The organism is Streptomyces sp. Ac-502 (genome assembly GCF_045222935.1).
GTDB lineage: Bacteria > Actinomycetota > Actinomycetes > Streptomycetales > Streptomycetaceae > Streptomyces > Streptomyces monomycini.
In genome coordinates this window covers 8,612,324-8,636,782 of record NZ_JBHFFO010000001.1, presented here as the reverse complement: position 1 = coordinate 8,636,782, position 24,459 = coordinate 8,612,324, and the positions used below count along the sequence as shown (strand labels likewise).

20 protein-coding genes and 7 pseudogenes are annotated in these 24,459 nt (G+C 73.9%); 10 read left to right on the top strand and 17 right to left on the bottom strand.

From position 1 onward, the window contains the following. Nucleotides 1-10 precede the first annotated feature (10 nt). From ACEXOX_RS39245 to ACEXOX_RS39235, 3 genes are read right to left on the bottom strand one after another with little or no spacing between them, the layout of a single operon-like run. A complete protein-coding gene (locus tag ACEXOX_RS39245; protein ID WP_406525504.1) occupies nucleotides 11-463 on the bottom strand; it encodes an Asp23/Gls24 family envelope stress response protein in 453 nt (150 codons plus the stop codon). Then, nucleotides 441-1,184, bottom strand: a complete 744-nt coding sequence (locus ACEXOX_RS39240; protein WP_406525503.1) for a hypothetical protein — start codon at nucleotides 1,182-1,184, stop codon at nucleotides 441-443. Before ACEXOX_RS39240 ends, ACEXOX_RS39245 begins: the two co-directional genes overlap by 23 nt. After that, a complete protein-coding gene (locus tag ACEXOX_RS39235) occupies nucleotides 1,175-1,720 on the bottom strand; it encodes an RNA polymerase sigma factor (RefSeq protein WP_406525502.1) in 546 nt (181 codons plus the stop codon). The genes ACEXOX_RS39240 and ACEXOX_RS39235 overlap by 10 nt, the downstream gene beginning before the upstream one ends. Nucleotides 1,721-1,955: 235 nt before the next feature. Between ACEXOX_RS39235 and ACEXOX_RS39230 the strand changes: the two genes are divergently transcribed. Next, complete coding sequence (locus tag ACEXOX_RS39230) at nucleotides 1,956-2,957, top strand: YihY/virulence factor BrkB family protein (protein ID WP_406525501.1); 1,002 nt, start codon at nucleotides 1,956-1,958, stop codon at nucleotides 2,955-2,957. A 53-nt stretch (nucleotides 2,958-3,010) separates the two neighbouring features. Here ACEXOX_RS39230 and ACEXOX_RS39225 read toward each other — a convergent pair. After that, nucleotides 3,011-3,313: pseudogene (locus ACEXOX_RS39225) on the bottom strand (4a-hydroxytetrahydrobiopterin dehydratase); the annotation flags it as partial. Nucleotides 3,314-3,616: 303 nt separating this feature from the next. Here ACEXOX_RS39225 and ACEXOX_RS39220 point away from each other — a divergent pair. Further along, nucleotides 3,617-5,353, top strand: a complete 1,737-nt coding sequence (locus ACEXOX_RS39220) for an FAD-dependent oxidoreductase (protein ID WP_406526614.1) — start codon at nucleotides 3,617-3,619, stop codon at nucleotides 5,351-5,353. A gap of 99 nt (nucleotides 5,354-5,452) precedes the next feature. Here ACEXOX_RS39220 and ACEXOX_RS39215 read toward each other — a convergent pair whose 3' ends face one another. Beyond that, complete coding sequence (locus tag ACEXOX_RS39215) at nucleotides 5,453-6,649, bottom strand: RNA polymerase sigma factor (RefSeq protein ID WP_406526613.1); 1,197 nt, start codon at nucleotides 6,647-6,649, stop codon at nucleotides 5,453-5,455. Nucleotides 6,650-6,741: 92 nt separating this feature from the next. Further along, a complete protein-coding gene (locus tag ACEXOX_RS39210; protein WP_406525500.1) occupies nucleotides 6,742-7,101 on the bottom strand; it encodes a YciI family protein in 360 nt (119 codons plus the stop codon). A gap of 209 nt (nucleotides 7,102-7,310) precedes the next feature. Between ACEXOX_RS39210 and ACEXOX_RS39205 the strand changes: the two genes are divergently transcribed. Beyond that, nucleotides 7,311-8,132: a helix-turn-helix domain-containing protein gene (locus ACEXOX_RS39205; RefSeq protein ID WP_406525499.1), complete on the top strand. Its 822-nt coding sequence runs from the start codon at nucleotides 7,311-7,313 to the stop codon at nucleotides 8,130-8,132. A gap of 20 nt (nucleotides 8,133-8,152) precedes the next feature. Here ACEXOX_RS39205 and ACEXOX_RS39200 read toward each other — a convergent pair whose 3' ends face one another. Together ACEXOX_RS39200 and ACEXOX_RS39195 are read right to left on the bottom strand one after the other, a co-directional pair. Beyond that, nucleotides 8,153-8,554, bottom strand: coding sequence for a nuclear transport factor 2 family protein (locus tag ACEXOX_RS39200; protein WP_406525498.1), 402 nt, complete (start codon nucleotides 8,552-8,554; stop codon nucleotides 8,153-8,155). 137 nt (nucleotides 8,555-8,691) lie between these two features. Further along, nucleotides 8,692-9,123, bottom strand: coding sequence for a hypothetical protein (locus ACEXOX_RS39195; protein WP_406525497.1), 432 nt, complete (start codon nucleotides 9,121-9,123; stop codon nucleotides 8,692-8,694). A 156-nt stretch (nucleotides 9,124-9,279) separates the two neighbouring features. Here ACEXOX_RS39195 and ACEXOX_RS39190 point away from each other — a divergent pair, with 156 nt between their 5' ends. Further along, nucleotides 9,280-9,861, top strand: a complete 582-nt coding sequence (locus tag ACEXOX_RS39190; RefSeq protein ID WP_406525496.1) for a TetR/AcrR family transcriptional regulator — start codon at nucleotides 9,280-9,282, stop codon at nucleotides 9,859-9,861. A 131-nt stretch (nucleotides 9,862-9,992) separates the two neighbouring features. Further along, entirely contained in the window at nucleotides 9,993-10,760 is a 768-nt protein-coding gene (locus ACEXOX_RS39185; protein ID WP_406525495.1) for an SDR family NAD(P)-dependent oxidoreductase, read from the top strand. On the opposite strand, the gene ACEXOX_RS39180 is transcribed toward ACEXOX_RS39185, so the two are convergent. From ACEXOX_RS39180 to ACEXOX_RS39155, 6 genes and pseudogenes are all read right to left on the bottom strand, one after another. Continuing rightward, nucleotides 10,750-12,252, bottom strand: coding sequence for an amino acid permease (locus ACEXOX_RS39180; protein ID WP_406526612.1), 1,503 nt, complete (start codon nucleotides 12,250-12,252; stop codon nucleotides 10,750-10,752). The two genes, ACEXOX_RS39185 and ACEXOX_RS39180, sit on opposite strands and share 11 nt — an antisense overlap. Nucleotides 12,253-12,339: 87 nt before the next feature. Further along, nucleotides 12,340-14,461, bottom strand: a pseudogene (locus ACEXOX_RS39175) (phage holin family protein). 159 nt (nucleotides 14,462-14,620) lie between these two features. Continuing rightward, nucleotides 14,621-14,907: pseudogene (locus ACEXOX_RS39170) on the bottom strand (acyl-CoA dehydrogenase family protein); the annotation flags it as partial. Between the two features lie 61 nt (nucleotides 14,908-14,968). Then, on the bottom strand, nucleotides 14,969-15,523 hold the full coding sequence (gene ssuE, locus ACEXOX_RS39165; protein WP_406525494.1) for an NADPH-dependent FMN reductase: 555 nt from the start codon (nucleotides 15,521-15,523) through the stop codon (nucleotides 14,969-14,971). Between the two features lie 59 nt (nucleotides 15,524-15,582). Further along, nucleotides 15,583-15,987: pseudogene (locus tag ACEXOX_RS39160) on the bottom strand (LLM class flavin-dependent oxidoreductase); the annotation flags it as partial. A 497-nt stretch (nucleotides 15,988-16,484) separates the two neighbouring features. After that, nucleotides 16,485-16,577 (bottom strand): putative leader peptide, encoded by a 93-nt coding sequence (locus ACEXOX_RS39155; RefSeq protein ID WP_406525493.1) that lies wholly within the window; start codon nucleotides 16,575-16,577, stop codon nucleotides 16,485-16,487. Nucleotides 16,578-16,802: 225 nt separating this feature from the next. Here ACEXOX_RS39155 and ACEXOX_RS39150 point away from each other — a divergent pair. The 3 genes and pseudogenes from ACEXOX_RS39150 to ACEXOX_RS39140 form a co-directional block, all read left to right on the top strand. Next, nucleotides 16,803-17,508, top strand: a pseudogene (locus ACEXOX_RS39150) (substrate-binding domain-containing protein); the annotation flags it as partial. Nucleotides 17,509-17,627: 119 nt separating this feature from the next. Beyond that, a pseudogene (locus ACEXOX_RS39145) lies at nucleotides 17,628-18,469 on the top strand (MBL fold metallo-hydrolase). 20 nt (nucleotides 18,470-18,489) lie between these two features. Then, nucleotides 18,490-19,086, top strand: coding sequence for a DedA family protein (locus tag ACEXOX_RS39140; protein WP_406525492.1), 597 nt, complete (start codon nucleotides 18,490-18,492; stop codon nucleotides 19,084-19,086). Between the two features lie 141 nt (nucleotides 19,087-19,227). On the opposite strand, the pseudogene ACEXOX_RS39135 reads toward ACEXOX_RS39140, so the two are convergent. The 3 genes and pseudogenes from ACEXOX_RS39135 to ACEXOX_RS39125 form a co-directional block, all read right to left on the bottom strand. Further along, nucleotides 19,228-20,330, bottom strand: a pseudogene (locus ACEXOX_RS39135) (MBL fold metallo-hydrolase). 183 nt (nucleotides 20,331-20,513) lie between these two features. Beyond that, nucleotides 20,514-21,728 (bottom strand): aminotransferase class I/II-fold pyridoxal phosphate-dependent enzyme, encoded by a 1,215-nt coding sequence (locus tag ACEXOX_RS39130; RefSeq protein WP_406525491.1) that lies wholly within the window; start codon nucleotides 21,726-21,728, stop codon nucleotides 20,514-20,516. A 215-nt stretch (nucleotides 21,729-21,943) separates the two neighbouring features. Then, entirely contained in the window at nucleotides 21,944-22,783 is an 840-nt protein-coding gene (locus ACEXOX_RS39125) for an ANTAR domain-containing response regulator (protein ID WP_406525490.1), read from the bottom strand. Nucleotides 22,784-22,964: 181 nt separating this feature from the next. Between ACEXOX_RS39125 and ACEXOX_RS39120 the strand changes: the two genes are divergently transcribed. Both ACEXOX_RS39120 and ACEXOX_RS39115 read left to right on the top strand, forming a co-directional pair. Then, nucleotides 22,965-24,266 (top strand): PAS domain-containing protein, encoded by a 1,302-nt coding sequence (locus ACEXOX_RS39120; RefSeq protein WP_406525489.1) that lies wholly within the window; start codon nucleotides 22,965-22,967, stop codon nucleotides 24,264-24,266. Beyond that, nucleotides 24,263-24,421, top strand: coding sequence for a hypothetical protein (locus tag ACEXOX_RS39115; protein WP_406525488.1), 159 nt, complete (start codon nucleotides 24,263-24,265; stop codon nucleotides 24,419-24,421). Before ACEXOX_RS39120 ends, ACEXOX_RS39115 begins: the two co-directional genes overlap by 4 nt. The last annotated feature ends 38 nt before the right edge of the window (nucleotides 24,422-24,459 follow it).

Below are 24,459 nucleotides of genomic sequence, written 5' to 3'. Positions count from 1 at the left end.
CGGAGGGCCTTCAGGTGATGTCCGTGACGGTCACCGTCACGGCGACCTCGGGCGCGGCTTCGTCCGCCGTCCGCAGCGCCTCCTGGACCGCCGCCGTGACACGTGGCCGGACCGCGCGGACCACGTCCAGGGCCCGGTGACCTCGCCGGACCGCCAGGTGGACGCGGATCCGCCACGGTCCGGGACCGGGCCCGTGGTCGGCCCGTACGCCGGACACGCGGCCTCCCCGCCCGGGCGGGGAGGAACCCACGCCGGAGCCTGAGCCGGAGGCCGATCGGGAGCCGGGACCCGAGGCGGACCGGGAGCCGGAGCCCGTTCCCGCCGTCCGTGCCACCGTCCCCCGGAGCAGTTCGCCCAGGCCGGGCCGGAGGAAGGCGACACCGGGAGTGTCCTTGGCGGCCCCGGCGGCGGCACGGAGGACCGCCGCGTGCAGCTGCGCGTCACCGCTCATGGTCTGACTCATGACCTGCCCTCCTCGCGGGCTTCCGGATGCCCGCCGGAGCCCCCGTCTCCCCCTCGGCGGCGTCCTCGACGAGGTCCACGACGGTGACGTCGACCTCCTCGACCTCCAGGCCGATGCCGTCCCGCGCCGCCGCGCGCACCCGTTCGCGTACCCGGTCGGCCAGCGCGGGCAGCGGCCACGCGTACCCGGCCGCCAGTTCGATCGCCACCTTCATGGGCCCCCGCGGCGCGAGCAGGGTGACCCGGCAGCTGCCCGCCTGGACGTCCGGCAGGGTCTCGGCGGCGGCGCGGAAGGACTTGGCCGCCGCGGCCTCGGTGATCCACGCGTCATCCTCCGGGTCGCCCAGCGGCAGCGTCCTGCCGGGCCGGAGTTCGGTTCTGACCAGGTCCATCACCCGGGCCGTGAAGCGCTCGGCGCTCCGGTCCTCCTCGTCGCGGCCCGCCGCCGCGGTCTGCCGGGCTTCGCGTACGTAGCGGTCGAGGACGCCGAGGCCCGCCAGCGCCTCCTGGCAGTACGGGCACCGGGCGGCGTGCGGACCGCCCTGCGGACCGGCGTCCGGGCCTGCCTGCGGACCGACGTCCAGGGCGCCGTCCCCGGCCGGGCCGCCCGCGAAGCCCGCTTCAGCCGCTTCGTCCGCCTCGTCCGCCTCGCTCCCCTCCCACACGGACGACAGCGCGCGGCCGCAGGGCAGGATCGGGTCGTCGTGCTCACCTAGCGCCATGCGCCCATCGCCTCCGTCAGATAGCGGCGTGCTCGGAAGACCCTGCCACGGACCGCCTGGTGGCTGATGCCCACCACCGCGGCGATCTCCTCGTACGGCAGGGCGTGCAGTTCGCGCAGCACCCAGCAGGCGCGCTGCTCCGGGGTGAGTCCGTCCATCGCCCGCATCAGCGCCTCGACGGCGGCGGTCGACTCGGCCGCCCGTACCGGTGACGACGCGTGCTCGGGCGCGCTCGGCTCGGGCACCGAGCCGAGGTCCTGGGTGGGTCTGCGGGCCCGCAGCAGGTTCAGGCACCGGTTGGTGACGATGCGATACATCCAGGTCGCGAACGAGGCGTCGCCGCGGAACTCCGGGATTCTGCGCCAGGCGCTCACGAAGGCGTCCTGCACGGCGTCCTCCGCGTCGGTACGGCTGCCGAGCAGTCGGGTGGCCAGGCGCAGGAGCTGAGCGCTGTGGCGGCGTACGAGCACCTCGAAGGCCCCCTCGTCCCCTTCCGCGGCACGTACGGCCAGCAGGGCGTCGCTGGGTTCGGGCACTCACCGGCTCCTTCCTTCCCCGACCATCTTCACCGGAGGCGGGCGCGATGCGCCGCTTTGACGCGATACGGGAGTAACCGGCGATTCCCCTCCGGCACCCGATCCGGCCGCAGGAAAGACGCCTACCACGGCACACCACCGGACGGAGTGCGCCACACACGCTTGTACGCTGCGCAAACGGGCAGACGGACGAGGCGCCCGGCGCGCGCACGGCACGAGGAGAGGACGGACACTCATGGGCGGTAGCGGTACGGACCGCGGACTGCACCCACCGATGCTCGCGGCCGGCACCGGCAGGCCACGCGCACGCCGCGCCGCGCTGCCCAGCTGGCCCCGGATCCGGACCGCGGCCCGCCGTACGCCGGTCTCGATCTGGAACGACGACGTGTCCGACTGGGCGGCCAGCCTGACGTACTACTCGGTGCTGGCCCTGCTGCCCTCGGTGATCGTCACCATCTCGCTCGTCGGCCTGGCCAACCCCGCGTCCACCGAGGAGCTGATCAACCACATCAGCGCCCTCGCCCCGGCCGGGTCGGGCGGCACCGTCCGCCGGGCCCTGGTCACCATGGCCCAGCAGCGGACCGCCGTCTGGATGCTGGTCGGGGGTGCGCTGGTCAGCGCCCTGTGGTCCTCGTGCAGCTACCTGGCGGTGTTCCGGCGGGCCCTGCACGCGATGTACCGCGTCAAGGACGACCGGCCGCCGTGGCGCAAGGCGCCGCGCATCCTGGCGACGGCGCTGCTGCTGTTGGCGCTGCTGATCAGCAGTGCGGTCGTGCTGCTGATCAGCGCGCCGATGGCGAGTGCGGCCGGGCGGGCCCTGGGGCTCGGCGAGGCGGGCGAGGAGACGTGGAACCTGTTGCAGTGGCCGCTGCTGTTGCTGCTGGCCGTCGTGCTGGTGATGGTGCTCTTCCGTACGGGCCCGTCCCGGACGCGTGGGTGGTGCGCGGTGCCCGGCGGGGTGGTGGCGGTGCTGATGTGGCTGGTGTCCTCGGCGGGGTTCACGTTCTACGCCTCGTACGTGGGCACGTTCAACCGGCTGTACGGGTCGCTCGCCGGGCCCGTCGTCTTCCTGATATGGCTGTGGTTCTCCCACCTGTCCCTGCTGAGCGGCGCCCAGTTCAACGCCGAGCTGGCCCGTATGGAGAGCGGGGAAGCGGACGCGTCCGAGGGGGCGGCGGGGCCCGGCGAGTCCGGCGAGCCCGGCGAGTCCGATGGCGCCAAGAAGGCGAAGAGCTGAGCGCGCCCGCCCAGCTCTCCCGTTCGGCCCGCCGCCGCCCGTCCCTCAGCTCCCCCGTGGCCGGTGGCGATCTCCTCGACCCGGTGGGCCAGGGTGAAGTCGAGGGCGGTGACGGCGTGGCCGGCGCTGTGGGTGTTCACGGCGACGGTCAGCGTGTTGTAGCCGAGGGTCAGTTCGGAGTGGTGGTTCAGCTCCTCCTGGATCTGGGCGACGTGGATCACCATCGCGGCCGCCGGCAGGTGCCGCTCGAAGGTGTAGGTGCGGGTCAGGCTGCCGTCCGTCACCGACCAGCCGGGCAACTCCGCGAGGCGGTCCTCGATCTCCTTGTCCGTCAGCAGGTCCACCTGAGCGTCCATCTCGCTCCGCCTCTCCGTCACAGCGCATGGCCGCGCGTACCGCCCGTACCACCGGGCCGTCCGCGCACTGTCGATTGCAGCAGTTCCAGCGTGGCACGCCGAGGACGCTTTCCCGCCAATGTGCGGACGGGCACGCCGCGGGCTTCCGGGGTCACGGGGCCACTTCTATGCTCCTGCGCCTGACGGGCCGTCCGTTACCGGGGGTAGTAGGGAGCAGCCGTGGACACCGAAGGCCGTACGGAGCACACGCGCGGAACCGGCGGCGGGCAGCCCCGGCGGACGTTCCTGGGCGGGGCGGCGGCGATGGGCGGCGCGCTCGCCCTGGGCACCGGCGGTACGGCGGCCGCCGCGTCCGTCGCCCGGCACCGTGCCGCCGGCCGGACCGTGGCCGTCCTCGGCGGCGGGGTGGCCGGGCTGACCGCCGCGCACGAACTGGCCGAACGCGGCTTTCAGGTCACCGTGTACGAGCGCAAGCCCAAGGGCCTCGGCGGCAAGGCCCGCAGTATGGACGTACCGGACAGCGCGCGCGGCGGCCGCAAGCCGCTGCCCGGCGAGCACGGCTTCCGCTTCATCCCGGGCATCTACCACAACCTCCCGGACACCCTGCGCCGCATCCCGTTCCCCGGCAACGCCAACGGCTGTCACGACAACCTGGTGGCCTCCACCGAGGTGATGTTCGCCCGTACCGCCGGCCGGGAGGACATCCGTATCCCGTTCTCCGCCGTCGGCACTCCCCCGCCGGTCCTCACCCCCGACGCGTTCCTGCGCATGCTGACCGGCCTGCTGGACACCGCGACACGCCTCCCCGCCCACGAGATCGCGTACTTCGCCAACCGGCTGCTGGTCTTCCTCACCAGCTGCGACCGGCGCCGGCTGGACGTCTGGGAGCACACACCCTGGTGGCGCTTCCTGCGGGCCGCGTCGATGTCCCCCGACTACCAGCGTCTGCTGGCCATCGGCCTGACCCGCAACATCGTCGCGACCAAGGCGGAGATCGCCTCCACCCGGACCGTCGCGACCTGCGCCGAGGCCTTCGTCTTCAACCTGCTCGGGCGGGGCGCCGACGGGCAGCCGGACCGGGTGCTGAACCTGCCCACCAACGAGGCGTGGATCGACCCGTGGGTGACGTATCTGCGGTCGCTCGGGGTGGAGTTCAGGGTCGGCTGGGCCGTACGGGACCTGCGGCTGGCGGGCGGCCGGATCACGGAGGCGGTCGTCACCGACCCGCAGGGCGCACGGCAGGCGGTCGTCGCCGACCACTTCGTGCAGGCCATGCCGGTCGAGCACGCCCGTGCCACCTGGAACACCGCCGTACGGGCCGCCGATCCGCAGCTGGCGCGCTGCGACAAGCTGGCCACCGACTGGATGACGGGCATCCAGTTCTATCTGACCGAGCCCACGCCGGTCATCCACGGGCACGTCAACCACATCGACTCGCCCTGGTCGCTGACCGCGGTCGGCCAGGCGCAGTACTGGAAGAACCGGGACTTCCCGGCCGACTACGGCGACGGGCAGGCCGCCGACTGCCTGTCGGTGGACATCTCGGAGTGGGACCAGCCGGGCATCCTGTACGGGAAGACGGCCAAGCAGTGCACGCGCGAGGAGGTCGCGCGGGAGGTCTGGGCCCAGATGAAGGCCGGCCTCAACGACACCGGCAAGTCCGTGCTGCGCGACGCGACGCTGCACTCCTGGTTCCTGGACCCGGCGGTCTCCGGGCTCGGCACCCCGCACCCCGCCAACGACGAGCAGTTGCTGATCCACCCCACCGGCTCCTGGCTGAACCGGCCCACGTCCCGTACGGCGATCCCCAACCTCTTCCTCGCCGGGGACTACGTGGCCGTCGACATCGACCTGGCGACGATGGAGGGCGCCAACGCGTCCGCGCGGCAGGCCGTGAACGCGCTGCTGGACGCGTCCGGTTCGGCCGCGGAACGGTGTACGGTCGTGCCGCTGTACCGCGCTCCGGAGTTCGCGCCGCTCAGAAGACACGACGAGACGCGGCATCGGCTCGGGCTGCGGAACGTCTTCGACCTGGGGTGATGTGGGGGCGCGCTGGGTGTGCGGGCCGTGCGGTTGGCCGGCACGGGTGGGGCCCGAGCGCGCTGGCCGTACGGGTGCCGGGCGTCCCGGCCGTACCGTTCAGTCCGTACGGGGTCCGGAGCGGGCCGCCCTGGCCAGGAGGAGTTCCCGTTCCCGCGCGTTACGGGCCAGGGCCGCCGCCCGTTCGAACTCTTCGCGCGCCTCGGGCGCCCTCCCCAGGCGTTCCAGCAGGTCGCCGCGGACACTGGGCAGCAGGTGGTAGCCCTTCAGGGCGGGGTCGGCGGCCAGGGCGTCCACCAGTTTAAGCCCGGCGGCGGGGCCTTCGGCCAGCGAGACGGCGACCGCCCGGTTCAACTCGACCACCGGGGAAGGGGACTGCGCCAGCAACCGGTCGTAGAGGGTGGCGATGGCGGCCCAGTCCGTGTCCTCGTACCGGAGGGCCACCGCGTGGTGCGCGGCGATCGCGGCCTGGAGCGAGTAGGGGCCGTGCCCGGCGCGGTGCAGGGCGTCGACGCCGCGGCGGACGAGCAGACGGTTCCACTTGGCGCGGTTCTGGTCGGCGAGCAGCACCGGTTCGCCGTCCGGCCCCGTACGGGCGGGGATGCGCGACGCCTGGAACTCCAACAGCGCCGCCAGGCCGTGCACTTCGGGTTCGTCCGGCATCAGGTTCGCCAGCACGCGGACGAGGCGGAGCGCGTCCTCGCACAGGGCCGGGCGCACCAGGTCGTCGCCGGCCGTCGCGGCGTACCCCTCGTTGAAGACGAGGTAGATGACTTCCAGGACGGAGGAGAGCCGGGCCGACCGCTCAACACCGTACGGGACTTCGAAGGGTACCCGGGCCTCGGCGAGCGTCCGTTTGGCGCGCACCACGCGCTGCGCCACCGTGGGCTCGGCGACGAGGAAGGCGCGGGCGATCTCCGGTGTGGTCAGCCCGCCCAGCAGCCGCAGGGTGAGCGCGATGCGGGCCGGGGCGGGCAGCACCGGGTGGCAGGCGGTGAAGATCAGCCGCAGCAGGTCGTCGTCGATGTCCTCCGCGTCCGCCGGTTCGGGCGGCGGCACGTCCTCCAGCGTCCGCCCGACCTCGGCCAGCTTGCGCGCGTACGTCTCCTTGCGGCGCACGAGGTCGATCGCGCGGTGCTTGGCGGTGGCCATGAGCCAGGCGCCCGGCCGGTCCGGAACGCCTGACTCCGGCCACTGTTCCAACGCGGCGACCAGCGCGTCCTGCGCGAGTTCCTCGGCGATGCCCACGTCCCGCACGATGCGGGTGACACCGGCGATGATCCGCGCGGACTCCATCCTGAACACCGTCTCGACCGCGTCGGCCGTGTCCGCTCCCGTCACGGCCCCATCAGATCAGCCGTGCGCGGGGAGCGACAAGCACGGCCGGGTCAGCAGTTCGCGGCGATCTCGCGGACCTCGACGGAGACGGTCCAGTGCTCCTCGTGGGCGCGCAGGAACCGGTTGGCCCACTCCAGCGCCTCGGCCTTGTCCTTGGCCTGGATGAGCAGGTAGCCGCCGACGACCTCCTTGGTCTCGGTGAAGGGCCCGTCGGTGGAGCTGAGCTTCCCGCCGGACCAAGTGACCCGGGTGCCCTCGGAGGTGGGGGTCAGCCCGGCGTTGTCCAGCATGACCCCGGCCTTGGTCATCTCCTCCATCAGCGCGCCCATCCGCTTCTGGAGTTCGGGGCTGGGGCCGCCCTCGGGTGTGTCGTTCTCGTCGATGCGGATCAGCGTCAGGAAGCGCGGCACAGTGACTCCTCGGTCGTGCGGGCGGGGCCGTTCCCCGCCTCTCACCCCTGCGTCGAACGGACCACTGCCGGATCGACAGGACCGACGAATTTTTCGGGGGACTTTCTCGGGGAACTTTTCGGCGACGCCGCGCCACGGCCCGGGGCGCACCTCCGACCCCGTACGCCCGGACACCCGGGCACCCGTACGGAATCGGTTACGGTTCGGCCATGACGACTGCTGCGGTCTCCTCGAAGACGGCATCCGACGCGCCGGGGGTGGGCGCGCTGCTGCGCGAGTGGCGGGTCCGGCGCCGCGTCAGCCAGCTCGACCTGGCTCTGCGGGCCGACTCCTCGGCCCGGCACATCAGTTTCGTCGAGACCGGCCGCGCCCGGCCCAGCCAGGAGATGGTGCTCCGGCTGGCCGAACACCTCGACATACCCGTACGGGAACGCAACGCGCTCCTGATCGCGGCCGGTTACGCCCCCGGCTTCCCGGAGACCCCCTTGGACGACCCGTCGATGGACGCGCTGCGCACCGGCATGGAGCGGCTGCTGACGGGCTACGAGCCGTTCCCGGCCCTGGTCGTCGACGCCACGTACCACGTCGTCGCCGCGAACCGGGGCATCCAGGCGATGACGGCGGGCGTCGGTGCGAAGCTGCTGGAACCGCCGCTGAACGCCATGCGCATCACCCTGCACCCCGACGGGCTCGCCCCGCGCATCCGCAACTTCCTGGAGTGGCGGGAGCACCTGTTGACGCAGATGCAACGGCAGTTGGCGGTCATGCGGTCGGCGCCGCTCCGCGCGGTCTACGAGGAGGTCAGCGCCTACCCGCTGCCCGAGGGCGGGCGGGAGACGGCCGCGGGCGGCGGTCACGCGCCGTACGCGCTGCCCATGGTCATCGAACACGACGGACGGGTGCTGTCGTTCATCTCCACGATCGCCACCTTCAACACCCCGATGGACGTGACCGTCTCCGAACTCGCCCTGGAGACCTTCCTCCCGGCGGACCCGGAGACGGCCGGACATCTGCGGACGTGGCTGCCGTAGGGCGGCAGCCCCGCACCGGCTCACATGGCGGGCACGCGGTCCAGAAAGCCGGAGACGGTACGGATCCGGCCGTCCGCCGCGAGCGTGGCGACGTCGAACCCGGCGACCGGCGCCGAACCGTCCGGCGCCACCAGTTCCCAGCCGAAGCGGACGACGTCGTGATGCCCGTCCGGCGTCCCCAGCCGCCGGAACGCGAACCCGGGGAACTGCGCGTGGACCCCGGCGATGACGGCGGCGAGCTGGTCGTGGCCCACGGTGTCGGCGAGCGGGTCGGTGTAGGTGGCGTCCTCGGTGAAGGCCGCGGCGACGGCCTCGACGGCACCGTCCGCGTCCTGTCCGGCCGAGTTCCACGCCGCCAAGTACCGCTCGACCGCGCCCTCGTAGCGCTCCGCGCCCGTCTGCCGGGTGTCTGTCTGCGTCATCGCCGACTCTCCTCGTGTCTCGTCGTCCGTCACGGGCTCGCGGTGCGCCGCGGCCCTGGTGGGCCGGTTCGCGGGCCGGAGTGCGCCGGCCCGTGAACCGATGCCTCAAAGATGCCGGGGCGCGGCGGGCAGGTCGATTACCCGGCAGGTAATGGGCCGGGCCGGGTGGTGCCCTGCCGTGGTCGGCCGTCCGTCAGCATCCGGCTCATCTCCCGGCCCAGCAGCGCGGCCAGCGTCCGCTCGACGGCGGTTCCCGGGTCGGCGGCGAGGCGGTCCGCGCGCCAGGCCACGAAGTGGTCGGGGCGGACGAGTACGGCTCCGTCGGGTACCAGTCCGGGGAGGGTGCCGTCGGGGGCGCTGTGCGCGCTCAGGGTGATATCGAGGGCGGCGGCCGCCTCCGTCGCGGCGGACAGCCAGGGCGCGCCGTGCGGCCCGGCGAACAAGGCCCAGTCGGCGCCGACGAGGTCCAGGGTGGAGGTCCGGCCGTGCTCAGGAGTCTCCACGGTGCGGTCCAGCTCATCGAGGACCGCGTGGCGGATCTCCAGGCCGCGCGGCAGCGCCTCGCCCACCTGCTGACCTGCCCGACGGACGGCCCGGTACGGGAGTGCGCGAAGCTGCGCGCGGAACTGGACCGGAACGTGACGCAGGCGCTGGGCCAACTGACGGGGCGTCGCCCGCGCCCGTCATTATTGACCGGTCGGTCTCGAAAGCCTAGGGTCCTTCCCATGGCACGGACCAAGGCATTCGATCCGGACGCCGCGCTCCAGGCAGCCCTCGAACTGTTCTGGCGGCGCGGTTACGAGGCGACGTCGATGACTGACCTCGTCGACCATCTCGGCATCGCCCGCGCCAGCCTCTACGCGACCTTCGGCAGCAAGCACGACCTCTACCTCAAGGCCCTGGAGCGGTACAGCCGGCTCTCGGACCCGGGGCTCATCGAGGAGCTGTCGCAGCCGGGCCCCGCGCTGCCCGCCGTGCGGGCGCTGGTGACCCGGTTCGCGGAGGAGGCCGCCTGCGACGACCTGGGGCGTGGCTGCTTCGTGACGAACACGGCGGCCGAGCTGGCGGCGCACGACCGGCACGCCGCCCGGCAGGTCGAGGCGAGCTGGACGGTGCTGGAGACGGCGCTGACCTCGGCGCTGACCCGGGCGCGGGCCCAGGGCGAGCTGCCCGCCGGTCGCGACCCGCGGGCGCTGGCCCGGATGCTGCTCGTCCTGATGCAGGGGCTGCGCCTGATGGGCAAGTCCGGCCAGGAGCCGGGCCGGCTGCGGGACGCGGCGGAGCAGGCGCTGGCGCTGCTCGACTGAGAACGGCCGGGACAGGGGCGGAGAGCGGGGTGCCGATCCTGCGCCACCCGCGTAGCGCCGTACGCCCTCATTCAAGACCGATCGTTCTCGATACTGTTCTTTCCTGGCACACCACAGAAGGGTTCACCACCATGGACACCACCGCACGCTTCACCGGAAAGACCGTGCTCGTCACCGGTGGCGGCACCGGCATCGGCCGGGCGGTCGCCCTCGCGTTCGCCGGGGAGGGCGCGAGCGTCGTGGTCGCCGGCCGTACCGAGGGGCCGCTGAAGGAGACGGTCGCGCTGGTGGAGGCCGCGGGAGGCCGGGCGGCGGCCGTGACCGCCGACGTGACCCGGGGTGCGGACGTGGCCGCGCTGGTCGCGGAGACCGTGCGCCGCTTCGGCGGGCTGGACGTGGCCGTCAACAACGTCGGCGTGTTCGTGCCCCCGGCGCCGACCGCCGACATCCCCGAGGAGGACTGGCGGCGCGCCCTGGACACCAACCTCACCGGCACGTTCCTGTCGATGAAGTACGAGATCGGCCACATGCGGGCGCACGGCGGCGGCGCGATCGTCAACATCGCGTCCAACCTGGGCGCCTCGCTGCGCCGCCCCGGGGTCAGCGCGTACGTCGCCGCCAAGGCCGCCGTGAGCGCCCTGACCCGCAACGCGGCGCTCGACCACATCGAGGACGGCATCCGCGTCAACGCGGTCTCGCCCGGCAAGGTCGACACTCCCATGTCGACGCTGCCGGGCGAGACCGCGGATCAGAAGGCCGAGCGGATGCGGCGCGAGGTGCCCGCGGGCCGTTCGGCCGGCACCGCCGAGATCGCGGCGGCGGTGCTCCACCTGGCGTCCGACGCGGCGGCGTTCACCGTGGGCGCGGAGCTGGTGGTGGACGGCGGTGTCACCGCCTAGGTTCTTCCGGCCCTCCGGCCGCGGGCTGCTCGACGGCCGTGGGCTTCTTGCCCGCCACGGGCTTCCCGGCCGCCGTGGGCTCCCCAGCGGCCGTCGGGTCACCGGCCGCCGTGGCCTCAGCCGCCGTGGCCTCGACCGCCGCGGGCTGCTGCTCGGCCGCCGCTTCCTCCGCGCGCCGACGGCGGCCCGTGCGGCGGGCCGCCATCCAGGCGTAGACGAGGATGCCGGCGAACAGGAACAGCACGCCCTGGTAGATCGCGGCGTACCCGGCGCCGGCCACCAGCCAGAAGGTGAAGCCGAAGGCGACCAGCGCGAGCACCAGGTCACGCACGAAGCGGGCCGGGCGGACCTTGTCGCGCTCGCCGGTCAGCAGGAAGTAGATCTGGGCGCCCGCGGCGAGCAGGTAGGGCACGGTCGCCGAGAACGTCGTGATCAGTACGAGGATCTCGAAGACGCCGCCCGCGCCGATCAGGTAGTTGATCACGGTCAGGGCGGTGGCCAGCACCGAGGCGGCCAGCACGCCGAAGGTCGGCACACCGCGCTGCTTCTTCAGGAAGGCGGCCGGGAACAGGCCGTCCTTGGCGGCGGCGTACGGCGACTGGGCGCTCATCAGCGTCCAGCCGTTGAGCGCGCCGACGATGGAGACGACCGCCGCGACCGCGATGACCGTGCCACCCCACTGGCCGCCGAACATGGCGTTGACCGCGTCGGAGAACGGCGCCTTGGAGTCCACCAGCTTGTCGTGCGCGACCGTGCCGAAGACCGCCACCGTGCCGAGGAGGTAGACGACGGCGGCGCCGATCGTGCCGAGGACGGTGGCGCGGCCCACGTTGCGCTCGGGGTCGCGCACCTCGCCGGCGCTCATCGCCGCGGACTCCACGCCCACGTAGCTGTAGAGCAGGATGGCCGCCGCGGCCGACATGCCGCCGACCGCGCTGCCGCCGCCCTCGTTGAAGGCGCCCAGGTTGTCCGGGTCGAAGAAGAACAGCCCGACGATCGCGATGAAGAGCAGCGGGACGAACTTCAGGATCGTGGAGACCAGCTGGACCGCGCCGACGTAGCGGGTGCCGGCGAAGTTGGAGAGCGCCGGGAGCCAGAGCGCGACCAGCGCCACCAGCAGGTCCATGCCCTTGGAGTCGTGCCCGGGGAAGAGCACGTGGACGTAGCCGACCGCGGCGACCGCGAGGGCCGCGTTGCTCACCCACGTCATGGTCCAGTAGGACCAGGCCGACAGGAAGCCGGCGAAGTCGCCGAACGCCTCGCGGGCGTAGACGTAGGGGCCGCCGGTGTCCGGGTGGCGGGCGGCCAGCCGTCCGAAGACCAGGGCCAGCGCGATGGCGCCCACGGTCAGGACGCCGAAGGCGACCAGGCTCACGGTGCCGAAAGGGGCTACCGAGGCCGGCAGGAGAAAGATGCCGCCGCCGATGATGTTTCCCATCACCAGACAGATTGCGGTCCCCAGACCGAAGCGGCGGGTGTGCCGGTCGTGCATGGCTGTGGTGAGCCTCTCGTCGTGCTGTGCGGGCCCGGAGGTGCCGGGCGACTGCTCATCGTCTTCGACCTGCAACGTTGCACAAAATCAGCGGGTTTTGTCCCGCACGGCACCGTCGGCCGGTGAAAATACTTCGGGCGTGGGCCCTTGCGGCCGCAGTTCGTCCACCGGACCCCCGAGGGGTATCTGGGGCCCGTCCACCTCGCGCAGCCAGCGCCGCAGGATGGTGTGGATCTGCTCGGCGCCGACCGGCTCCGTGCCGTCGGCGGCGGGCGGGGACAGCTCCGTGGGCCACATCAGGAAGGGTCTGCTCTGCTCGCCGCCCAGCCCGCCGTGCGAGCCGATCTGCTCCTCGAAGGCGTGCACCGCGCCCGTGGCCGGGTCGCAGGAGGAGTTGACCATGATGTCCGCGGTGTGCGGGAAACCGTCCGTGCGCCGTACGGCGTCAGCGGCGCCCGCGCCGAAGCCGGCCAGGGGTCCTCGCCCACGATCCGGCCGGTGTCGAGGTGGTGCTCGGCGCCGCCGGGCCCCAGCACCACGGCGCCGTCCGTGGCGGAGCGGACGAGCAGGAAGCCGATGCCGGGATGGTTGGCGAGGGTGGCCAGCAGCGCGGGGTGCCGGCGTTCGATCTCCTCGCGGGTGACCCGGCCGGGCAGGTCGGGGAAGGACACCAGGCCCAGATTGCCCGAGGCCAGCACGACGGGGTCGGTCGGGCCGCAGCCGTCCGCACCCTCCGGGCGGTGCAGCGCGGCGCGGGCCGCCTCGCGCGCCTCGGCGCCGCTCGCGGTCCGCCCGGCGCGCCGGGAGACCGGCAGGCCGCAGCCGGCCCGCACCAGGTCCTCCAGGCCGAGTCCGTAGCTGTCCAGGAAGGTCGCGCCGGGGCTCTGGCCGTGGTCGGAGAGGAGGACGATGCGGTAGCGGCGGGGGCGTACTGCGCGGCGTCGGCGATCAGCCCGACGGCGCGGTCCAGGCGGCGCAGCACCTGGTGGGTGTCGCGGTGCCGGGGGCCGGAGTGGTGCGCGACCTCGTCGTAGGCGACGAGGTCGGCGTAGACGGCCGTGCGGCCGGCGAGCAGGTCGCCGATGACGGCGGCGACCACCACGTCCCGCTCGACGACGGTCGCGAAGGCCCGGATGAACGGGTAGAGGCCGCCGCGTTTGACCCGCGGCGTCTCCCGGCGGAAGCGGGACCGCAGGGACTGGCCCACCTCGCGGAAGATCTCGGCGACGAAGGACACCGCCGTACGCGTCGCGTTGGCCGGGTCGGAGAAGTACGCGAAATAGCCCACGCGCGAACGGTTGTGCCGACCGCGGCGAGCGGCCACCGACATCACCAGGGCGAGCTGGTCGGCGCCGCCGCTGAAGAGATTGCCGCGGCTGGCGCCGTCGAAGCCGAGCAGCCCGGCGTCGCCCGTGCGGGCCTCGGCGCGCCGCTGAAGCTCGACCGCGCCGCTGGGCCGGTTGCTCACGATCAGCCGGCGGGTCTCCTTCTCGTACCACCGGAAGGCGGGCAGGTCGTGGTTGCTGCCGTGCAGGATGCCGAGCTGGCTGGCGCCGGTCTGGCTGGACCAGTCCGTACGCCACGGGGTCAGCCGGTGGGTGCTGCCGAGCCGGTCCGCGACCGTAGGCATCAGGGGCCGTTCGCCGCTCGTCGCCTCCCGCAGCAGGTCGTGGCCGAGGCCGTCGAGCTGGAGGAAGACCGTGCCGGGCGCTACGGGGCCCGGGTCGCCGGGAGCACCGCGGCGGCGGCCGTGCCGGCGGCCGGCCAGCCGCACCAGACGACGGCGGTACGCCTCGTCGTCCCGCACCGCGAGGAAGGTCGAGGTGGCGGACGAGGTCGCGGACATCACCGCGGCGACGATCACGGCCGTCTCGGGCGCGGCCTGGCCGCGCCCCTCGGGGATCAGGCCGAGCGCGACCAGCAGCAGCGAACCGTTCAGGAAGAAGACCAGCAGCCCGAGGACGAGGGCGGGCACCAGCAGCAAGGCCCGTACGAGCAGGGGCCAGACCAGGGCGCTGAGCAGGCCGAAGGCTCCGGCGCCCAGCGCGGCGGTGAGGAACGTACGGGTGAGGCTGTCGCCGCTCGCGGACTGGAGGCGGAAGTCGGGCAGCAGGCCGGCGAGCACCAGGAGCGTCAGCGACGACACCACCCAGACCGCCGTCACCCGCAGCAGGGCTCCGCCCGCCGTCCGCCACCGGGGCCGCCGCATGGCACGCTCACCTCGCTCCCGCCACTCGTCACGCTCCGACACCCTCGCCGGGCGTCATGCATACAGCGTGTCACAGCCCACTGACAGCGCGGCCGGACGACGGCGCCGAAAGGCCCCGGCCCCGGGCACCTGCCTCAGGCTCTCCCGGCGAACGGAATCCGCGCGCAGCACGTTCACGTACACGAAGTGACTTTGCGGGATTGGGGCGAGACTGGGGTCGGCGGCGGCCAGCAGCCGGAAGACCTCGGCCGGCGTCCTGGCCGTGACGTCGGTGCCATCGTGTGCGCGGGGCACGGTGATGCCGAGGAGGCCGCTCGCCGAGAGCCGGTCGAGTTCGTCGCGCGGCAGCCGTCGCCGGGCGTCGCGTTCCGTCGCGCCGGGGCGGAAGGCGTCGGCCAGTGCGGCCGCCACGGTGAGCGCTTCGGCTCGTCGGCGACGACATGGGCTGCGGTGGCCGAGGGTGCCGCCGGGAGGAGGTGGTCACGAGAAGTTCTTACGGGTGGTGGCTCAACCCGCGGCGGCGAGCAGCGGGGCGCGGCCGAGCGCGCCGGAGAACTGGTCGAGGACCTGGTGCAGGGCTTCAGCGGTGCCCGGTTCGATGCCGAGCGTGCCGTCCTCCCGGACGTCGAGGTGGCGGTCCAGGACGAACCAGCCCTGGACGATGTGCGCGGCGCCCATGGAGGAGAGCACCGGCCGCAGTGCGTAGTCGATGGCCAGGACGTGGGCGGTGCTGCCACCGGTGGCCAGCGGCAGCACCGTCTTGCCCGCCAGCGCGTACTGGGGCAGCAGGTCGAGCAGCGACTTGAGGAGCCCGGAGTAGGCGGCCTTGTAGACGGGCGTGCCGATGACCACCCCGTCGGCCTGCGCGAACAGCCGGACGGCCCGGACGATGTCGGGGTGCTGGAAGTCGGCGCCGAGCAGTGCCTCGGCGGACAGTGTCCGGACGTCCAGCTCGACGACGCGGTGGCCTTCGGCGGTGAGCCTGCTGTCCAGGTGACGCAACAGGCGAGCAGTGCGGGAGGTGGCAGAGGGGCTGCCGGAGACGGAGAGGATGGTGGGCATGACGGTCTCCTCGGTGTGTGTGGTCGGACGAAGGTGGTGGCGGACTGGTCTGTCAGGTGGGGAAGTTGGGCTTTCCGTTCGCGTACGAGCGGCAGGACATGCTTGCCGAAGTACACGACCTCCTCCTGGTAGTGCAGGAAGCCGAGCAGGAAGGGGTGCGCGCCGAGCCGCTTGTACGGGACGACGCGCTCGGCGATCTGTTGCGGGGTGCCGATCAGCCCCGTACGGAACCCGTCGTTGTACTGGACCAGGTCCTCGAACGACGAGTCCTGCCACATGCCCTTGCCGTCCGCCGTGGACCGGCCCGCCTGGGTGACGACGGCCGAGATGCCGCGCGCGGCCTCGGTGTCCGCCTTGGCGACGATCTCCCGCAGCACCTCGCGGCCCTCCGCCTCGGCGTCCCGGGCGATCAGGAAGCCGTTGAGCCCGAAGCGGGGCGCGGGCCGCCCGGCGGCCGCCGGAGAGCTGGTCCGCCGTGGCGCCCGGCTTGGCCGGCACACCGGAGTGCCAGAGGCCGGGGTGGACGGCGGCGATGGCCTTCGGCCGTTCGGTGGTGAGGACCAGGCCGCCGCCGGCATTGGGCACCCAGTAGGCGAGGCGGAGCGGCTCGGAGGGGGTGGTGCGGGCATGGGGTACTCCCGGCAGGTCTGGAAGAGCGTGCTGGGCGGTGCGCGGTCACGGGTACGCGGTCGGCCCGGAAGAACAACTGGGGAAATACGGCAAAGCGGCCATGCGGCGATCCGGCGATCCGGCGATCCGGCGATGCAGCGATGCAGCATCGACCCGCGATCATCTCCACCGCCCCACCAGCCCCGGTATCCCGAGAAAACAGGCGCGGACACACAACCGGTCATTCCCATACACCGAAAGGGGAAATGCAGCGCGAATGCGCGAGCGTCGCGAAAGGTGCATCAACCGGCCCGCCCGGCGTCCGCCGGAGAACCGGCCCGGTGTCGCGCCGCTACCGTCCGGAGCGCCGACACAGGGCGCTGGAGACGCGTACGAGGTCCACATGACGCCGTTGAGTGAGCTGTCCGGGCTTTTTCGTCAACACGTCACCTCCCCGCAACAATTCGGCGCTACGGCCACGGCCGGCCGTTCATCCTCGCTCTGTACCGGAGTTTACCCAGGCAACCGCCGCGGGTCGACAAGGCATCGGCGGGGTGGTGACAGGGTCCCCCTTCCGCCACCCCGTCGTCCGGCGAATTCGCCGGTACCCGTTATCGGTTGGAGGCGGCGCACCTGCGGACGGAACAGCTGGAATACCTGGCGGTGGTCACGGCTGCGGCGGGCGGCCGACGACCAGCACCAGGCCAGCCGGGTGGTGCGGCTGAGCACGGTCAACGCGGCCACGGTGCGCCGCTCGGGCCGGCCGTCCGCGAGTTCCGCGCCGTCCATCCGCTGACGCGGGTGGAGGTGGTCGCGGCACAGCAGGACGGCGTCCAGCAGGGCCTCGCGGAGGGCGGGTTGGCCCTCGGGCTGGTCAACTGCCTCCGGGGCGACGACCTGCCGCCCGACCTGCACACCACCGCGCTGCTGCGCGGCCGTCCGATCGTGTGCGTGCGCCCGGAGAGCCCGCCGGCCGCGCTGGAGGCTGCCACCGTCGCCGATCTGCCGGCCGAGCCGCTGATCGTGATGCGGTCCGGGTACGTCATGCACTGTGACGTCCACCGGCTGCTCAGGGGCCGTACACCGTCCTTCTCGTACTCGGCCGACGGCGCGGAAACGGGCAAGCTGATGGTGGCCGAGGGGCTCGGCGCCACCGTGCTGCCCGACTACAGCGTGCTCGGCGACCCGCTGGAGCGCAGCGGCGCGCTCACCTGCCGCCCGCTGGCCGCGACGACGCCACCGAGGTCCGCATGGTGATCCAGCGCCGCCGGGCGGACTCGGCACCCCGGGCGGCGCGGGACCCGCACGCCATCTTCGTCCGGCGGGCCGGGGAACGGTCCGCGAGCGGGCCCGCCGGTGGACACGGCCCGGCCTGACCCCGGCCTGGCCGGCGCCGGAGCGGAATGAGGCAGGATCGGAGGGTGGGGCGTACGGCGGACGGAGACCGTGCGCCCGCGCGCGGCACGCCGTTTCCGTTTCCGGTCGGGAGGTCATCGTGGCGGTGGAGGTCACCTGGTGGGGACATGCCACCGTTACGGTCGCCGATTCGGGCGTACGGGTACTGACCGACCCGCTGTTCACGCGGCGGCTGGCGCATCTGCGGCGCCGCCGGGGCGAGCTGCCGCCGCCGGGCGCGGCCCGCGCCGACGCCGTACTCGTCTCCCACCTGCACGCCGACCACCTGCACCCCGCCTCCCTCGCCCGCCTCGCGCCGGGCACCCGGCTGGTGGTGCCGCGCGGCGCCGTCGCCGCGGTGCCGGGGCTGCGGCGGGTGGCGACGGCACGGGGCCTGCCGGTCACCGAGCTGCGGCCCGGCGAATCGGTCACGGTCCGCGCGGCACACCCGGACGGGAACGAGACCGGGAACGGGAACGGGTACGAGGACGGGTCCGGTGAGGTGACCGTCCGCGCGGTGCACGCGGCGCACGACGGGCGGCGGCTGCCGTACGGCCCGCACCGGGTGCCGGCGCTCGGCTACGTGGTGCACGGCGCGGTGGCGACGTACTTCGCGGGCGACACCGGGCTCTTCGACACCATGGCCGAGGAGGTCGGCGCCGTCGACGTGGCGCTGCTGCCGGTGGGCGGCTGGGGACCGTTCCTCGGCCACGGCCACCTGGACGCGCGGCGGGCGGCCGAGGCCGCGGCCCGGCTGACGCCGGTCAGCGCGGTGCCGGTGCATTACGGCACGTACTGGCCGATCGGCCTGGACGCGGTGCGCCCGCACGAGTTCCACTCCCCGGTGACGAGTTCGCGCGGCAGGCCGGGCGGCTGGCGCCCCAGGTGGCGGTGCACCGGCTCGCGCACGGCGAGTCCGTACGGCTGGCGACGGCGCGGTGATCGGCGGCCCGGCGGGCGGCGTGCCCCCCGAGACGACCCAGCAGGTGGTGGGCTACCCGTCGCTGTTCCTGCTGGTGGTGCTGGGGTCGCTGGTGCCGGTGGTGCCGACCGGCGCGGTGGTCAGTTCCGCCGCGGTGGTGGCCTTCCACCAGCGGTCGCCGTGGGCCCTGCTGATCGTCTTCGGGCTGTCCGCGCTCGCCGCCTTCCTCGGCGACCTGGGGCTGTACTGGCTCGGGCAGCGCGGCGTACGGTCCCGCAACGGGTCGCGCTGGCTGGAGCGGCTGCGTGACCGCGCGGCACCGGAACGGCTGGCGCAGGCGCAGACCAGACTGCGCGAGCACGGCGTGCTGGTGCTCGTCCTGTCGCGGCTGGTGCCGGCCGGGCGGATACCGGTGATGCTGGCGTGCCTGCTGTACCGGATGCCGCTGCGGCACTTCGCCCGCGGCGACCTGCCGGCCTGTCTGGCCTGGGCGGTGACGTACCAGCTCATCGGCGTGCTGGGCGGCTCCCTGTTCGGCGAGCCGTGGCAGGGCGTGGCCGCGGCGGTCGGTCTGACGCTGCTGGTCAGCGGGGCGCCGGCGGCGTGGCGGCGGCTGCGTCACGGACGGGCCGGCTGAGCGGGTGTACGCGGGATCCGGCCGCCGGTGCCGCGCCGTACGCGTCCTCGGCCGGCCCGAGCCACCCAGTCCCCCGGAACACCCAGCGCACCCGGATCGCCCAGCGCACCCGGATCGCCCAGCGCACCCGGACGACCCGGCTCACCCGGCCGCTTCCCCCTCCCCGACCCCGACCCCGGCCCCGGCCCCGCCCCCGGCCTCCAACACCCGCGACCCACCCACCGCCAGATCCCAGAGGTCCGCGCGCGGGCGCCCCGCGGCCTCCCAGGCGGCGCGTACGCGGTGCAGCGGCTCCAGGGGCGCCTCGGCGGACAGCAGGAACGTCGACCAGTGCATCGGGGCCATCGCCCGGGCGCCCACGTCCTGACAGGCGCGGACCGCCTCCTCGGGGTCGGTGTGCACCGGGCGCAGCATCCAGCGCGGGTCGTACGCGCCGATCGGCAGCAGCGCCAGATCGATGCCCGGGTACCGGCCGCCGATCTCCTCGAACCAGTGGCCGTATCCGGTGTCGCCGGCGAAGTACACCCGCCGCCCGTCCGGCGCCGTCAGCACCCAGCCGCCCCACAGCGAGCGGCAGGTGTCGGTCAGGGTGCGCTTGCTCCAGTGGTGGGCCGGGACGAAGTCGAAACGGACCGGTCCGGCGGGGCCCGGCAGTTCGACCGCCTCCCACCAGTCCAGGTCGGTGACGTGGGTGAAGCGGCGCCGGCGGGCCCAGCGCGCGAGTCCGGCGGGCACCAGGAGAGGGTGTGCGGCGGCAGCCGTTTGAGGGTGGGGGCGTCGAGGTGGTCGTAGTGGTTGTGGCTGATGACGACGGCGTCGACGGGCGGCAGGTCCTGCCAGCGGACGCCGACCGGGGTGACGCGGGGCGGGGTGCCCAGGATCTTGCGGGACCACACGGGGTCGGTCAGCACTGTCAGACCGCCGATGCGCAGCACCCAGCTGGCGTGGCCCGCCCAGGTGACGGCGATGTCCTTGGGGCCGGGCTCCGGGAGCGGGCCAGGCTCGAAGGGCAGGTCGGGGATGTCCAGGAGGGCCTGGGCGGACGGCCGCAGCTTGCCTTCGCGGGCGATGCGGGCCAGGGCGCGTACGCCGGGCAGCGGCGCGGTGAGCCGGTCGGTGAAGTCGCGGGGCCAGGTGCGGACCTCGCCCTGCGGGCGGACCGGCGCGGGTGCGGCGCCGGCCGGGTGCGGGCCGGTGGGCGGCGGGAGAGGCTCGGTGAGGGAACGTTCGGTCTGTTCGGTCATCGAGGGGCTCCATTCGGTGGGCATGACCGGCCGTACTGCCGGTCGGGACGGCCACCGGAGGTACGGGCGGAGGCCGGGGACCGAGGCCGGAGGGGAAGAGGGAAGGGAGGGAGGAAGGAGGAGGATCGGAGGGGCGAGGGCCGCAGAGGGCGCGCGGACGGCGGCATGGCCGACGCCGACGGACTACGAGGAGCCGGTGTCCACGAGCGCGGCAAGGGTGGCGGACAGGGCGCTCAGCGCCTCGGTCACATGGGGCAGACGCAGGGGGTCGGGAGCTTCGAGGACGCGTCTCCGGTGGCCGGTGTCGGGCCCCAGCAGTACTTCGGTGCTCAGCCGTACGCGCAGCGCGCGCGGATCGTCGCCGAACCGGTGCCCGCCGCGCGCTGCCCAGTGTGCGAGGGCGCCTTCCAGTTGGGCCGGTCCGGTGATCCCCTGGTCAGTCAGTTGCGGGCGCAGCGGGTCGAAGTCGGCGTACAGGTGACTGCCCGCGTGCGGCGGGCGGCAGACGGCGCCCGCCTCGGTGAGGGTGCGGTGCAGCGCGCTGGCGAGCGTGCCGTGTACCCGGGCAGCGGCGGCGGTGCGGAGCCGTACGGGCCCCGGTTCGGTGAGCGCGTGGGCGACGGCGGCGGCGACCGGCCCGGCCACCGGGGTACGCAGCGCCTCCAGCCGTTCCAGGGTCGCGGCCCGCAGTGCGGCACCGCGTCCGGTGTCCGGGAAGCGGGCCAGTGCGACGGGCCAGGAAGCGGGCACCAGGGTGGCCCGCAGGTCGGCCAGGACGACGACGTCGTCCGGCAGCATCTCGGCCGGACTCAGCACGACCGTGTCGTGGGGGTCGTGCAGCAGGTCGCGGCCGGTCTCGTCGCTGACGACCCACAGCCCGTCCGCCGCTGCCGCCTCGCACACCTCGTGCACCAGCTCGGGCGGCGGGCAGGTGCCGCTGGGGTCGTCGGCGACGGAGACGAGCAGGACCCGCGGCCCCGCGCCGCTCAGCCGGGCCCGGCGTACGGCTTCCAGCAGCGCGAACGCGTCCGGGACGCCGCCGGACTCGGCCGGTACGGGGACGCGGTGCACCGTCCGGCCGAGCAGTCCGGCGGCCGGCGCGTACCACTGGGCGCAGGGCCGCGGGAGCAGCACGTCGCCGCCCGCGGCCGCGAGCAGCGCGAGGAGCAGGGCGGGCGCGCCCGGCGCGGCGAGCACCCGTTCCGGCGCGGTCTCCAGGCCGCGGCGCCCCCAGTAGTCGCAGGCGGCGGCGCGTAGCGGCCGGGAGCCGCCGGGCGGCTCGGGTTCCGTGCGGTCCGCGGCGGCGGCGAGGTACGCGGCGAGTTCCGGGAGGACCGGCAGCCCCGCCGGCGGATCCGGCTCCGGGGCCGGCTCCGGATCCAGGGCCGTCCGCTGCATCCGTACCTCCACACTCCACGGCAGGTCGATCGTGGGCCCATCACATGAGTGCGGGCCCCGACCACCTTTGCAGATCGCGGGGGCCGGGAGGCGGGGCGACACGTCGCCGGTCGGCCGAGTGCCGGTGTCCGGGCGCGGCGGGAGGCGGGCGCGCGGCACCGGTTCCGTCCGAGTGCCCGGGCGCGGGGCCTCGGGACACAGCGTTACGGCCGCCGCTACGGCGTGGGGCCGCCGTCCGGCGCGTCGGTGCCGGCGGTGTCGGCGGGGTCGACGGCGGTGTCCGCGCGCTTGCCCCAGGCGGCCGCGCGGTGCGGGCGCCGGGTCTTCTCGCCCAGGCACCGCAGTTCCGCCTCCAGCCCGTGCCCACGGGTACGGACCAGGGCGCCGGCGAGGTCGGACAGTTTGCGGTTGGTGCGCTGGGACAGCCGGCGCAGCGTGTCGAAGGCCGTGTCCGCGTCACACCCCAGCACGTACATGAGGATGCCGCATGCCTGGTCGACCACCGGTCGGGTGCGCAGGGCGGTGTCGAGCTGGTCCACCTCGACGAGCACCTCGCGGTAGCGGCGTTCCCGTGCCAGTCCGGTCGCGGCCAGCTCACCGAGCACGTCCGTCGCCGTACAGCCCTTCTCGACCTTCAGGCCCGGCCGGAAGCCGTAGACGGTGAGGGTGAGGGTGAGGCCGTCCCGGCGGTACGGGAGGGTGGCGCTGGAGCGTACCCCGGCCTCCAGTGCCTTGGCGCGGTACTCGGGCCAGCGGCTCTCGTGCAGCAGGTCGTCGGTGCCGGTGGCCCGGCCGGTGTCCAGCGCCGCGGGGATGGGCCCCTCGCCGGATTCCCACTGCACGCTGACCAGGGCGGACAGGTCGGGGTGGGTCACCGCGGCCGGGGCCTCGGCGGTGCCGTCGGCGGTGCTCACCGTCGCGGCGGCGCCGCAGCTGTCCGGGGTGCACCAGGCAGCCTGTTCGGCGAGGTGGGCGAGGTTGCGGGCGGAGGACCCCTCGGCGAGGTCGGACGTCCCGGTCTCGAAGCGGGTACGGGTCGGCGTTGTCGCGTCCACTGTGTGGTCAGTCCCTTCGGGTCCGTGGACGGGAAGTCATGGACCCCGTACCCATTCGGCTGCCCGGTGCGGGCGGTCAAAAACACCTGTTTCCCGTCGAGTTCGGGTGCGCGGGCCCGGCCGCCGGTCGGCTTGCCGCCACCGGGGTACGGTCCGGTCGCGCACCGGTTAGCGTGAGGGCATGGCCGAGGTCGAGCGCGTCGCTGCGGAACTCGCGGATTTCCGCAGACGGGTCGAAGAGCTGCGCGCCGCACGCGCCCTGCCCTCCACCGAGCGGCTGTCCGTCCTGGACGCCGCTCTCTTCGAACTCCAGCACGTCGTGGACGTGTTCCTGCCCCGCCTCGAACGGAGCCTGCCGGCGGAGCGGGACAACGGCGCCCGGCGGGCCGCCGAGGAACAGCAGTTACTGCGCGCGCTGTTCCAGCGGATGCCGTTCGCGGTGGTGCTGCTCGACCCGGACGCGGTGATACGGCGGCTGAACTTCGCCGGCACCCGGCTGTTCGGGATGCGCGCCGGGTATGCCGCGGGACGCCCGCTGACCGCCTCGCTCGTCCCCGAGGAACGGGCCGCCTTCCGCTCCCAGGTGGCCGCGGTCGCCCGCAACGAGGGCGACCGCAGCCTGGTCGTCCGGCTGCTGCCGCCGCCGGACGGGGTCCGGCGCGCGGACGAGTCGCTGCGGGCCACCATGACGGCGCTGCGGCCCCAGGGCGAGCCGGGCACGTCCGTCCTCACCGTCTTCCTCACCGGCCCGGAGGCGATGACGGCGGACCGGCCCGGAGCCGGGGAACGTACGGGGGGCACAGGCCGTGCGGGGGAAGCAGGCGGTACGGGAGACGCGGGCCGTACGGGGGAAACAGGTCGCGCGGCGGATGCCGGCCGTACGGGAGACGCGGGCCGTGCGGGGGAAGCGGGCGGTACGGGGGAAACGGGTCGCGCGGCGGAAACGGCCCGTACGAAAGACGCAGCCCTTACGGGAAACGCAGGCCGTACGGGAGAAGCCGGCCGTGCGGCAACCCCGCGGCCCGGCCTGTCCGAGGTGACCCGCAACACCGAACTGATGGACCTCCTCGACGACATGACCACCGCGCTCCTGGAGTCACCTCGGGACCCCACCGCCGTGCTCGACCGGGCCTGCCGGGTGCTGCGCGGGCGTTTCGCCGACTGGGTGACGGCCGATCTGGTGACCGGCGGCGGGGGCCCGTTGACAAGGGTGGCGGTGCACGGGCCGGAGAGACCCGGGCCGTACGCCGGGGACGAGGCGTACGGCCCGGCAGCGGACGGCGCGGCGGACCCGTCCGGCACCGGGGGCCCGCACCCCCGCACACCTTGGCGGAGATCCTGGCCGCGCAACTCCCCGGGGACTGCCCGGTCGTGGTCGAGGCGGCCCGCGCGGGCAACGCCACCCTCCAGGTGCGCCCGGAGGACCTCGGTGCCTTCGGTCACGATGCCGCGGGGGCGCCCATCCTGGCCCGCGCCGAGGTGACGTCGCTGCTGTGCGTGCCGCTGCGGGCGAGGACCGGGCCCGTACGGGGTGTCCTGTCGCTGTTGCGTACCGGCGGGCGGCGGGCGTTCAGCCTGGCGGAGGCGGGCGCCGTCGACCGGCTGGCCCGCCACCTGGGGCGCGCGCTGCACCCCTGAGCCCCTGATGGGCCCTTGATGGGTCTCTGGGCCCTGGG

Bases quoted from the DNA above. Each gene is read 5' to 3' on its own strand.
- ACEXOX_RS39245 (WP_406525504.1), bottom strand. From the start codon at position 463: ATGAGTCAGACCATGAGCGGTGACGCGCAGCTGCACGCGGCGGTCCTC.
- ACEXOX_RS39240 (WP_406525503.1), bottom strand. From the start codon at position 1,184: ATGGCGCTAGGTGAGCACGACGACCCGATCCTGCCCTGCGGCCGCGCG.
- ACEXOX_RS39230 (WP_406525501.1), top strand. From the start codon at position 1,956: ATGGGCGGTAGCGGTACGGACCGCGGACTGCACCCACCGATGCTCGCG.
- ACEXOX_RS39220 (WP_406526614.1), top strand. From the start codon at position 3,617: ATGGGCGGCGCGCTCGCCCTGGGCACCGGCGGTACGGCGGCCGCCGCG.
- ACEXOX_RS39215 (WP_406526613.1), bottom strand. From the start codon at position 6,649: ATGGAGTCCGCGCGGATCATCGCCGGTGTCACCCGCATCGTGCGGGAC.
- ACEXOX_RS39205 (WP_406525499.1), top strand. From the start codon at position 7,311: ATGACGACTGCTGCGGTCTCCTCGAAGACGGCATCCGACGCGCCGGGG.
- ACEXOX_RS39200 (WP_406525498.1), bottom strand. From the start codon at position 8,554: ATGACGCAGACAGACACCCGGCAGACGGGCGCGGAGCGCTACGAGGGC.
- ACEXOX_RS39190 (WP_406525496.1), top strand. From the start codon at position 9,280: ATGGCACGGACCAAGGCATTCGATCCGGACGCCGCGCTCCAGGCAGCC.
- ACEXOX_RS39185 (WP_406525495.1), top strand. From the start codon at position 9,993: ATGGACACCACCGCACGCTTCACCGGAAAGACCGTGCTCGTCACCGGT.
- ACEXOX_RS39180 (WP_406526612.1), bottom strand. From the start codon at position 12,252: ATGCACGACCGGCACACCCGCCGCTTCGGTCTGGGGACCGCAATCTGT.
- ssuE (WP_406525494.1), bottom strand. From the start codon at position 15,523: ATGCCCACCATCCTCTCCGTCTCCGGCAGCCCCTCTGCCACCTCCCGC.
- ACEXOX_RS39130 (WP_406525491.1), bottom strand. From the start codon at position 21,728: ATGCAGCGGACGGCCCTGGATCCGGAGCCGGCCCCGGAGCCGGATCCG.
- ACEXOX_RS39120 (WP_406525489.1), top strand. From the start codon at position 22,965: ATGGCCGAGGTCGAGCGCGTCGCTGCGGAACTCGCGGATTTCCGCAGA.